Origin of the sequence: Psychrobacter sp. D2, assembly GCF_013608135.1 — a bacterium.
In the GTDB taxonomy this organism is placed as follows: domain Bacteria; phylum Pseudomonadota; class Gammaproteobacteria; order Pseudomonadales; family Moraxellaceae; genus Psychrobacter; species Psychrobacter cryohalolentis.
Window position 1 is genome coordinate 134,942 of the sequence record NZ_JACDXZ010000009.1, and the last position, 10,238, is coordinate 145,179.

Below are 10,238 nucleotides of genomic sequence, written 5' to 3' on the forward strand. Positions count from 1 at the left end.
CATGATGGCAAACGAGCTATCATTTATTAAATTGATAATCTTTGGTCTTAAGTGTTAAACAAACCCTGACCAAAGATTTTTTTGTCCCCTGTGCTTTTTAGAGGTGCGTTAGGGTATTAAAAGTAGTCATTAGACGTAAGGAGACAGTATGAAAATTGGTGTTATTAGTGCAGATAGCGCAAGTGAGAGTCGGGTGGCATTAACCCCAGACGCGGTAAAAAAGTTACGCAAACTTGGGTTTGAGGTTGTCATCCAGTCAGGTGCAGGTCAAGCGTCTTATTATGCGGATGAATTATATCAGGCTGCGGGTGCTGATATCGCCAATAGTAGCATTGACGTCGTCACACAGTCTCAGATTATTACTACCGTCAATGATTTGCCGACGTCAACGACTGCTAGTTTAACGTCTGGTCAAATTATTATCGGCATGCTTGATCCCTATCGTAATACCCAACTGGATACTTATGCTGCTAAAGGGGCTACCGCCTTTGCCATGGAGCTATTGCCACGCACCTTATCACGCGCACAGAATATGGACGTCTTGTCTTCACAAGCCAACCTTGCCGGTTACAAAGCGGTGTTGCTCGCTGCCAATGAATATTCGCGTCCGTTTCCGATGTTTATGACCTCAGCTGGTACGGTTAAGCCTGCCAAAGTCGTTATTCTAGGTGTTGGGGTTGCGGGTTTACAAGCGATTGCGACGGCGAAGCGTTTAGGTGCTGTCGTTGAAGCCAGTGATTTACGTCCGACCGCTCGCGAGCAAGTGGAGTCATTAGGTGGTAAATGGCTTGATGTCCCGATGAGTGCGGAGGAGGCTGAGACAGCTAAATCTACAGGCGGCTATGCGTGGACGCCATCTGAGCAATATATCAAAGACCAAGCTGCTATTGTTGATAAAGCCTTGAGCAATGCTGACATCGTCATTACGACTGCACAGATTCCGGGTCGTCAAGCGCCGCGTTTGGTACACCAATCAACCATTGCTAAGATGAAAGCTGGTTCGGTACTGATCGATATGGCTGCTGGCACTGGTGGAAACGTTGAAGGCAGTGTCCCTGATGAAACGATTACGACGTCAAATGGCGTGCGTATTGTCGGTGCAGCTAATATTCCCTCACAGTTGGCGGCGCAATCATCAGACTTGTATGCCAATAACCTCGTTAATTTTATCACCACTTTAATTGCGCCTGCCGCTACAGATGACGCTACAGCAAACACAATGGCACTCAACTTAGACATGGAAGATGAGATTCAAGGCGCATTAGCGGTAACGCATGACAATCAAGTACGTCTTGCTAAACGCTAAGTGCTAAATGCTAAATTTCAGGTCTTGATAGTTTCATTATCGTACATTTGCCAGACACGAACAAATTTTAGGAGGATAAGATGATTGCCACTATTTTAGCGGCAGCGCCAGCCGGTGCGGCCATGAGTAGCACGCCATTCGTAGCGATTTTTACCGTATTTGTACTGGCTATCTTTGTCGGATACTACGTTGTTTGGGGTGTAACCCCTGCACTGCATACGCCTTTAATGGCTGTAACCAACGCTTTATCAAGTATTGTTATTGTCGGTGCAATGCTACAGACCGTCACTATTGATAATTCGATATTTACGCCGACCAGTTTACTTGGGGCTTTTGCGGTATTTTTAGCCAGTATCAATATTTTTGGTGGTTTCGCCGTGACTGAGCGTATGCTGTCGATGTTTAAGCCAAAAGTGAAAAAAGCAGTAGTAACAACGGATACTGGGGGTGACGCATGAGTGACTTATCAAATATGATTGCGGCTAATGCGGACTGGTTTTATCTGGTCGGTGCCATTCTTTTTGTTTTGACGTTACGGGGTTTATCTAGCCCAAAAACGGCGATTCGTGGTAATCGATTGGGTATGGTTGCCATGGCGATTGCCGTTGTAACAACGTTCTTCCTAGCAGAAGGTCCAGTGCTTTGGTTAATCATCGGTGCGATGGTATTGGGTGCTATCGTCGGTATGTGGAAAGCAAAGACGGTCGCCATGACCCAAATGCCAGAAACGGTGGCTTTGATGCACTCGTTTGTCGGTTTGGCAGCGGTAGCAATTGCATTAGCAACGGTACTGCATACTGGGCAACAGCATGGCGCGGTTGCCCGTGTTGAATTGTTTATCGGTTGTTTCATCGGTGCGATTACTTTTTCAGCGTCGGTCTTTGCCTTTGGTAAATTGGCAGCTAAAAGTTGGGCTAAAACCTTAGTTGGTAGTTGGGTAAAACCTGTCCAAGCGGTACTTTTCATTGCGATGATTGCGTTCGGTGGTGTGTACTTTGTCACTGATTCATTACCAGCATTCTATGCGATGGCAGTGATTGCAGTGATTTTTGGTTGGATGTGGATTGCCCCAATCGGTGGCGGTGATATGCCAGTGGTCGTGTCGCTATTGAACTCATTTTCAGGATGGGCAGCAGCAGGCATTGGTTTCACCCTTGGCAACTCGATGTTGATTATCGCAGGTTCGCTAGTCGGTTCGTCAGGTGCGATTCTATCTTACATCATGTGTAAAGCTATGAATCGCTCATTACTCAACGTATTATTTGGGGGTATGGGTACATCAGCGGTCGCAGCTGGCGGCGATGATGGCGCGCCAAAGAATTACAAAGCAGGCTCAGCAGAAGATGCTGGCTTCCTTATGGCAAATGCCAGTAGTGTGGTGATTGTCCCAGGTTACGGTATGGCGCAAGGTCGTGCACAAAACGCTGTAAAAGAATTGTATGAGCTGTTAAAAGAAGAAGGCGTTAATGTTCGTTTTGCCATTCATCCAGTTGCTGGTCGTATGCCAGGACATATGAACGTCCTATTGGCTGAAGCCGATGTCCCTTATGATGACATTCTTGAGATGGATGAGATTAACTCAGACTTCGCCAGTACGGATGTGGTATTAGTTATCGGTGCCAATGACGTGGTAAACCCATCTGCGAAAGATGATCCGACATCACCAATCTTTGGTATGCCAATTCTAGAAGTGACCAAAGCGCAAACGGTGATGGTCATTAAGCGTTCTATGAGTACGGGTTATGCTGGTCTTGATAACAGCTTGTTCTATATGGACAAAACCATGATGATCTTTGGTGATGCGAAGAAGATGGTCGAAGAGATGGTACGTAGTATCAACGGCGCTGGTCATTAATCTTTAAAATAGGTCTTACACATCATTTTTTAAACAGAAGCTTTCACATAAAAAAGTCACTGAGGTGGCTTTTTTTGCGTTAGAGTATTGCCCATCTAAAGTTATCTACAATGTATTTTCTCATTATCAATATTATAAAATAAGAAGGTTTCTTATGAATATGCTGCTGCGTTTCTTTATTATGGTAAGCCTACTCAAACAACAACTTAAGCAGCAATCGATAAGCAATCACCTGAGTATTGAAACATTGACAGCACCAACTGTGCGTCAGTATCGGGTATTACCACATGACATGGGTTTTCGCGATCATCTGCCTAATTATCGCTATCTGTCTTTTATTGAGCTAAATATCACCAAATGGCTGATGAACTGCTGTCATCAAAAAGGCATTAAAAATCTCGGCTGGATTATCGCTATGCAGGAGATGGTCTATCTTAAACAAATTAAGTTTCTAGATAAGATAACAGTCAATAGTATGCTTGTCGGTTGGGATAAAAAATATGTCTATTTTGAGCATCGATTTTTTGTTAAAAACCAGTTGATGGCAGTGGGTATGACCAAGTTTGTTTTAACCAATAAGCAAGGTAAGTGCGCAACTGGGGTGCTAGATATGACTGGCGAACAGCTGACAGAAGTTATTGAGTCATGGAATCAGCATCAAGTGGCGATTAAAGCTGCTCAATCTACTGAGTTGACTAAATCAACAAAGGCTGCGTAACCAACTTGCCTATAATCCTATGATGAATTTTGGTAGGATAGCGCATATATATTTTATAATGCTATTTTATAAAAATAATTGAAAACATAAGGAGCTACTATGACCCCGCAGAAGTTAAAATGGACAGACAGCTTAGATATCGCTATTGAGCTTTATGAAAAATTTCCAGAGACTGATCCGCAGTATATTCGCTTTACGGATTTGCATCGCTGGGTGACGGAGCTTGAAGGCTTTGATGATGATCCGCAACGCTCCAATGAAGGTATCTTAGAAGCGATTCAGATGAATTGGATCGACGAAGCGGACTAGATTGACCTTTTTACTATTTTTTAATAATTAGCATAGCCTTAATAACAAACATAGCTTTAATAAACATAATCTCAAATGAAAACAGGACATATTGTCTCATGACTGCACCAATCCAAGAACTAACCGACGTACAAACTTGCACAGGCATCAGCGTACGCACCACCAATACCGATGAAATCAGCCATGAAACGGCAAAGTTAGGTAAGCTATGGCAAAGTTTTTACAAAAATCACGTGAGCCAACTTGAAAAGGGTCAGGATATCTATGGTATCTATCATAACTATGAGAGTGATGATGTAGGCGCTTTTGATGTGGTTGCGAGTTGGAAGGTGGAAAGTCAGCAAAAACAGTCAGACAATGACGATACCGCTAATACTGTCAAAGCTAGTAAGAATAAAAATGCAAGCAATCTAGTGACTGTTAGCATCCCTGCAGGAAAATACATGGTGTTTTCTGAATACGGTAACATGCCTAATACCGTGATGAATGCATGGGAAAAAGCATGGACGTATTTCAATAATCCAAGCTGTGAGCATACTCGAACTTATAACGTCGACTTTGAGCGTTACGTTGAGGGTAAGTTAGAATATGGTCAAGTCGAGCTATATATTGGTATTGAGTAAAGTAATTAATATCTATAATAAAAAAGCGCCATCTGTATGAGATGGCGCTTTTTTTACTAGTGCTTATTAATCTAATAGTAAATTCTCTAAAATCCCTTCATAAATCTGCGCCAATTTCCCTAAGTCATCTACTTCAACTTTTTCATCAACCTGATGAATAGTGGCATTACGCACGCCAAGTTCGACCACTTGCGCACCGGTTGGTGCGATAAAGCGTCCATCTGATGTGCCGCCAGAAGTTGATAATGTTGTATCAGTACCAGTCACAGATTTAATCGCTTGCTGGCATGCTGAGACCAATTTACCTTCAGGCGTCAAAAAAGGCTGACCAGATAATTTCCAATGAATATCATAAGCTGCTTTGCTATCAGCGAAATATTTATCAAAGATAGCGTGGGTTTTTGCTTTTAGTTCATCTTCAGTCGTTTCTGTCGAAAAGCGGAAGTTAAATACAGCCTCTAGGGTTTCAGGAATGACGTTGGTCGCGCCCGTTCCACTATTGATATTAGATATTTGTAGTGAAGTCGCAGGGAAGTAATCATTGCCATTATCCCAAGTAGCATTGGTCAGTTCTGCGAGTGCCGACATAGCCGCATGAATGGGATTTGAGGCAAGGTGCGGGTAGGCAACGTGACCTTGTTTACCAGTGACGGTAAGTACTGCGCCGAGTGAGCCACGACGACCATTCTTAATAATATCACCTAGGGTATCAGTACTAGATGGTTCACCCACTAAGCAGTACGTAATTTTCTCATTACGTGCTTCTAGCGTTTCTACTACTTTGACTGTGCCGTTAATAGACGGACCTTCTTCATCTGAAGTGATTAAAAAGGCAATTGAGCCATTGTGCTCAGGATGATTGGCAACGAAACGTTCAGCAGCGACGGTAAACGCAGCAATGCCAGTTTTCATATCCGCAGCACCGCGTGCCCATAAATAGCCATCTGCAATGGTTGGGGTAAATGGCGGATAAGTCCAGTTTTTTTCATCGCCTGTTGGGACGACGTCAGTATGACCGGCAAAGCAAATGACCGGATTGGTGGTACCACGGCGCGCCCATAAGTTTTTAACCTCAGCGTGTTCGCCTTTTGCTTGTCTATTACCGTAATACATAAACTCGCAGTCGAAGCCTGCTTGCGTTAGCCGCTCAGACAATATGTCTTGGCAGCCATCATCATCTGGCGTCACTGACGGACGTTCAAGTAAGGCGATACTTAAATCCAATGTTGCTTGTTGATGAGTTGCTTGCTGATGAGATTGAGAAGTTAAGTTTTTATCAGAATCTGACATGGGAAGCCTTTTTTATTATAGAGGGATAGATAGGATGGTTAGATGTAGCTGGTAAGAGAGTCTTTATGAATATTACAGTACTTAAATAACGTCTTCTACGAATGGCACTAAGCCATCACGGCGCATCCAAGTCGCGATAGAATAACGCTGACGATGGGCGATTTGCACTTGATGCCGTAAGTCACTATCGAATATTACAAGCCTATTAGCGACAGGCATTACATTATGATGGACACCATGTTTATCAACGATTTCTAGCGCGCCGCCGTCATTCGCTGTCCATTCATCATTAAGATAAAACACTGCCGAGATAACGCGTTCATTACGTCCAGCTGGATTATCACTATGCCATAGATAGCCAAAACCTACTGGATAACAAGCATAATGCGCCTCGCTATGGCGAATACCAGCGTACAAGCCTTGATTGAATAAGTTGGCAAGCGCATTGATACTGTGTAGATAATAAAATCCTGCAAAAAAGTCTTTGGTAATCCAGCGTATTTTATCACCGCGAATATCACTGATACGAATACCCGCCGTTAGCTGAGCATCACGATAATCAATAAAGCCACTTTCCGCCTGCAGTGCTAATAAGGCTTTTCGTTCAAAGACATTGTCAATAATGAGCCAACCATCATCAACAAACGTATCCAGCTGTTTATCTGTCAGCTTGTGTTCCCAATTAACCTCAAAATCAGAGGATTGTAATAAATGTTGGGTCGGCAGCGCCTGATTATTATAGTTAGTAGGATGTACAGATAACAGTGGCGGATTCTCCTTACCTATTGGATTATCAACCACCAACGTCGTTACATCAAGATTGCTAATAATCTTCGTCATTTTGTCTCGCTATCGTCCATTATCTGTCATTACACCGTCAATCTATACCTTTACTCGACCAATCTATGCCTTTTTACCAAAACCATCGTTATCTTTTAGCCATCCTATGCTACCATAGATGCAATTTTTCTTATTTAAACTTTTGAACTTATGAATTATAAACACGCCTATCATGCTGGTAACTTTGCCGATGTTGTTAAACACATTCTATTGGTACAACTACTGAACCAAATGGGGCAAAAAAACAAACCTTTTTATGTGCTTGATGCTTATGGCGGTCGTGGACTGTATTCGCTCGGCAGTGAAGAGGCGCGCAAGACTGGTGAAGCCAAAGGTGGTATTCAAGCCTTAGTAAAAGCCGATGTCGAAAAAGCACCAGCTGCCATCAAAGACTATATGGAAGGTATTAACCAAGCCCGTTTTACCTATGACAAAAAAGTCTATCCGGGTTCGCCGTGGTGGATTGCCCATCATGTTGAAAAAAATCCAGATGCTGGCTTGCGCGGTGAAGCGTTTGAAGCCAAAGCCAGTGAATATGATGCACTGAACTATCAGCTACATAAATTGCCAATTGGTATTCATCATCGCAATGCTTTTGAAGGTATCGCTGCCGTGATTCCGCCAAAAGAAAAGCGTGGCTTGATATTTTTAGATCCTCCTTACGAGCAGGAGCATAAAGACTTTACGCGTCTAATCGATTTGTTGGTGCATTCTTATAACAAGTGGCCACAAGGCACTTATGCATTATGGTTCCCAATTAAGAACATCGACGCGGTTGAGCTGTTCTATAAAAAGCTCAAGCGTACTGAGATGAGACGTCAGCTGGTTTGTGAGCTAAATATCTATCCTAAAGATATCGCTGTCGGTCTGAACGGTACAGGGCTACTTGTGATCAATCCGCCATGGCAGTTTGATAACCAAGCGCGTGAGATATTGCGTTTCTTACAGCCTGTATTAAAAGTTGCTGATGCACCAGATTTAACACCTGATAGTGCAACCACCGTCCGCTGGTTGGTTGGCGAATAAGGATATTGATATGACGACTGATCAATCATCACGTAGCCTTGAAAAAAACAATCTTGCAAAGGGCAGTCTGGTCACTGATAAAGTGATGAATGACGGTTTGATCAAAGAGCCCTTATTACAAGATAGCGCTGCCACTCAACCGCCTTTTGTGGATGAGCATGATTTCGATATTCGCTTGGCGGATAATGAGAACTATGATGGGCTGACGTTCGAGGTGATTGAAGCAGAAGTCGCTGAAGGTAAGCGGGTAGTCAGTCGCGGTGTTTATTTAGCGCCCAACTTGATCACCACTTTATCGCTGCTGTCAGGCTTTTATTCTATTTTAGCCAGTACCCAAGGTGAGTTCTATAAAGCCTCTTTAGCGATTTTCTTATCGGCTATTTTGGATGGTGCAGATGGTCGGGTAGCGCGTATGTTAAATGCGCAAAGCCCCTTTGGTGAGCAGTATGATTCGCTTGCCGATATGTTAGCTTTTGGTGTTGCACCGGCAATCTTAATTTATAGCTTTGCTTTGCAGCCATTAGGTCGTATTGGGCTTGGCTGTGCGTTTGTCTTTACTGCCTGTGCCGCCTTCCGTCTAGCGCGTTTTAACGTGCAGATTGGTGAAGTCGATAAGAAGTACTTTGTTGGTTTAGCCAGTCCGCTTGCCGCTATTTTGGTCACAGCGGCTGTTATGGTTGCTGTTGATCATAATCAATGGATCGGACAATATGATACGCTTGTGATGTTTTTATTTGCCGCTTGGGTCGTTATTTGCGGTTTACTGATGGTTAGCAATGTCAAATACTATAGTTTTAAAGAGTTTGATAAGAAGAAAGTCCCTTTCGTGGTGCTTATCGTTGGTGTATTGGTCATGAGTATCGTGTTATATGATATTCCAGTCGGCATTTTAGCGATTGGTGTTATTTATGCCTTGTCAGGTATTGTTAGCACCTTACAAGCCAAAGCGACCAGTTAATACTATAGCTTTTTATAGTAAATGTTAACTTAAGACACACAAAAAACCGCTTATTTTTTAATAGGCGGTTTTTGTTTGCATGCTATTTTATTAAATACTGATTTATAGCTCTGATAGAGATAACCACAACAAGTGAAAAGTTAAAATAAAACACTACAAATAGCTGTTGATTGTGTGCAATATTAAAGCCTTATCCAATGCTATTGTCTGTAATCTATATAAAGTTTATACGATTAGTCTTCCTATAACGCCATTTGATAACTAAGCCGAGGTTATTATGCTGAACTTACCTATTTTGAATCGCCTATTACCTGTTTCAAGGACCTCAAACAATTTGTTAAGAGGTTTGATGGCAAGCGCTTTGTTTTCATTGTCATTTGTTTCAGTCTCTACACATGCCACTACTAGTAATTCAGTAAGTACGATATCTCGTGCTGAAGCTGCCAATCCAGCTAATTTTAAGCATCTAAATATCAATGGTGGTGCAGTAACTTCCGCATCAGCACCATGCTCTATTAAAAAAGGGCTGATTGCTTGTGGTCTTGAAAAGCTTAAACTAATCAATAGCAGTATTAACGAAGTAGATGCGGATTATGATTTGGCACAAGCTTTTTACTATCCATCAAAATCGCAGCCTAAGACAGCGGTTGTTGTCATTACCCGTTCTGGTCTCATGGATGATAGTGTGAGTGCAGAACGTTACCGTATTAGTTTTACCTTAAAAGGCAAGCCGTCTGATTTAAATTGGCAATGGGTGCAGTATGGGGTGCAATATCAATGTGTTCGCGGTAATAAAGTAGGGAAATGGACGAAAAGTCTTTGTCCTTAATGGAATCTTGCATTGAATGCCAAGCCTAGTGTTTTCAACCAAGTAAAAATAAACCCTAATAATCTCTTGACCCCTTCTCTAAAGCGAGTATACTGCCACCCAGTCGGAGAGGAAGGCGGGTTGGAGTGGTTTACCGCTTAGACAATTTAGCCAACCGAAAAAATTACTTTTAAGTTAACTCAAATTAAAATAATTTACTTCTTGACTTACTAATTAAAGCGTCTATAATACGCACCTCATTAAGACGAACCGGAATCAGCTACTGTGTGATTACACAATAACTAACCAGTTAACTTAAAGAAACAAATTAAGAAAAGAAGTTGACAGACTATTAAAACATGATATGATGGTCAGCTCGCTAAATAGGATAAGCCAGATTGGTTTAGCATATTTAGTAAGAATACTCTAACTGGACGACAGTTAGAGACATTATTTAAAAGCATAACTAAAGAACAACTTGTGTGGATTTTTGCTGATTCAGAAT

At 42.3% G+C, this 10,238-nt stretch carries 11 protein-coding genes; 9 read left to right on the plus strand and 2 right to left on the minus strand.

Annotation, left to right across the window (positions count from 1 at the left end):
* The first annotated feature begins 148 nt into the window (after nucleotides 1-148).
* From H0262_RS11630 to H0262_RS11655, 6 genes are all read left to right on the plus strand, one after another.
* Nucleotides 149-1,306 carry a Re/Si-specific NAD(P)(+) transhydrogenase subunit alpha gene (locus H0262_RS11630; RefSeq protein ID WP_181210855.1) on the plus strand — a complete coding sequence of 386 codons (1,158 nt, stop codon included), beginning with the start codon at nucleotides 149-151 and terminating at the stop codon, nucleotides 1,304-1,306.
* A gap of 122 nt (nucleotides 1,307-1,428) precedes the next feature.
* Nucleotides 1,429-1,764, plus strand: coding sequence for a proton-translocating transhydrogenase family protein (locus H0262_RS11635; RefSeq protein WP_201765220.1), 336 nt, complete (start codon nucleotides 1,429-1,431; stop codon nucleotides 1,762-1,764).
* Between the two features lie 14 nt (nucleotides 1,765-1,778).
* Entirely contained in the window at nucleotides 1,779-3,161 is a 1,383-nt protein-coding gene (locus tag H0262_RS11640) for an NAD(P)(+) transhydrogenase (Re/Si-specific) subunit beta (protein WP_181210865.1), read from the plus strand.
* Between the two features lie 154 nt (nucleotides 3,162-3,315).
* On the plus strand, nucleotides 3,316-3,879 hold the full coding sequence (locus H0262_RS11645) for an acyl-CoA thioesterase (RefSeq protein ID WP_181210856.1): 564 nt from the start codon (nucleotides 3,316-3,318) through the stop codon (nucleotides 3,877-3,879).
* A 99-nt stretch (nucleotides 3,880-3,978) separates the two neighbouring features.
* Nucleotides 3,979-4,188: a Fe-S cluster assembly protein IscX gene (iscX, locus tag H0262_RS11650; RefSeq protein WP_011279849.1), complete on the plus strand. Its 210-nt coding sequence runs from the start codon at nucleotides 3,979-3,981 to the stop codon at nucleotides 4,186-4,188.
* 98 nt (nucleotides 4,189-4,286) lie between these two features.
* Nucleotides 4,287-4,811, plus strand: coding sequence for a GyrI-like domain-containing protein (locus tag H0262_RS11655; RefSeq protein ID WP_181210857.1), 525 nt, complete (start codon nucleotides 4,287-4,289; stop codon nucleotides 4,809-4,811).
* A gap of 66 nt (nucleotides 4,812-4,877) precedes the next feature.
* Here the strand turns inward: H0262_RS11655 and dapE are convergent, their stop codons facing one another.
* Together dapE and H0262_RS11665 are read right to left on the minus strand one after the other, a co-directional pair.
* Nucleotides 4,878-6,101 carry a succinyl-diaminopimelate desuccinylase gene (gene dapE / locus H0262_RS11660; RefSeq protein WP_181210858.1) on the minus strand — a complete coding sequence of 408 codons (1,224 nt, stop codon included), beginning with the start codon at nucleotides 6,099-6,101 and terminating at the stop codon, nucleotides 4,878-4,880.
* A gap of 81 nt (nucleotides 6,102-6,182) precedes the next feature.
* Nucleotides 6,183-6,941, minus strand: coding sequence for a 2OG-Fe(II) oxygenase (locus H0262_RS11665; RefSeq protein ID WP_181210859.1), 759 nt, complete (start codon nucleotides 6,939-6,941; stop codon nucleotides 6,183-6,185).
* A gap of 150 nt (nucleotides 6,942-7,091) precedes the next feature.
* Between H0262_RS11665 and H0262_RS11670 the strand changes: the two genes are divergently transcribed.
* From H0262_RS11670 to H0262_RS11680, 3 genes are all read left to right on the plus strand, one after another.
* Complete coding sequence (locus tag H0262_RS11670) at nucleotides 7,092-7,967, plus strand: 23S rRNA (adenine(2030)-N(6))-methyltransferase RlmJ (protein ID WP_181210860.1); 876 nt, start codon at nucleotides 7,092-7,094, stop codon at nucleotides 7,965-7,967.
* Nucleotides 7,968-7,977: 10 nt separating this feature from the next.
* Nucleotides 7,978-8,925 (plus strand): CDP-diacylglycerol--serine O-phosphatidyltransferase, encoded by a 948-nt coding sequence (gene pssA / locus H0262_RS11675; protein ID WP_011512903.1) that lies wholly within the window; start codon nucleotides 7,978-7,980, stop codon nucleotides 8,923-8,925.
* A gap of 349 nt (nucleotides 8,926-9,274) precedes the next feature.
* On the plus strand, nucleotides 9,275-9,754 hold the full coding sequence (locus H0262_RS11680; RefSeq protein WP_259275462.1) for a hypothetical protein: 480 nt from the start codon (nucleotides 9,275-9,277) through the stop codon (nucleotides 9,752-9,754).
* Nucleotides 9,755-10,238: the final 484 nt, after the last annotated feature.

Coding starts and splice junctions, on each gene's coding strand:
- H0262_RS11630 (WP_181210855.1), top strand. CDS start 149: ATGAAAATTGGTGTTATTAGTGCAGATAGCGCAAGTGAGAGTCGGGTG.
- H0262_RS11635 (WP_201765220.1), top strand. CDS start 1,429: ATGAGTAGCACGCCATTCGTAGCGATTTTTACCGTATTTGTACTGGCT.
- H0262_RS11640 (WP_181210865.1), top strand. CDS start 1,779: ATGATTGCGGCTAATGCGGACTGGTTTTATCTGGTCGGTGCCATTCTT.
- H0262_RS11645 (WP_181210856.1), top strand. CDS start 3,316: ATGAATATGCTGCTGCGTTTCTTTATTATGGTAAGCCTACTCAAACAA.
- iscX (WP_011279849.1), top strand. CDS start 3,979: ATGACCCCGCAGAAGTTAAAATGGACAGACAGCTTAGATATCGCTATT.
- H0262_RS11655 (WP_181210857.1), top strand. CDS start 4,287: ATGACTGCACCAATCCAAGAACTAACCGACGTACAAACTTGCACAGGC.
- dapE (WP_181210858.1), bottom strand. CDS start 6,101: ATGTCAGATTCTGATAAAAACTTAACTTCTCAATCTCATCAGCAAGCA.
- H0262_RS11665 (WP_181210859.1), bottom strand. CDS start 6,941: ATGACGAAGATTATTAGCAATCTTGATGTAACGACGTTGGTGGTTGAT.
- H0262_RS11670 (WP_181210860.1), top strand. CDS start 7,092: ATGAATTATAAACACGCCTATCATGCTGGTAACTTTGCCGATGTTGTT.
- pssA (WP_011512903.1), top strand. CDS start 7,978: ATGACGACTGATCAATCATCACGTAGCCTTGAAAAAAACAATCTTGCA.
- H0262_RS11680 (WP_259275462.1), top strand. CDS start 9,275: ATGGCAAGCGCTTTGTTTTCATTGTCATTTGTTTCAGTCTCTACACAT.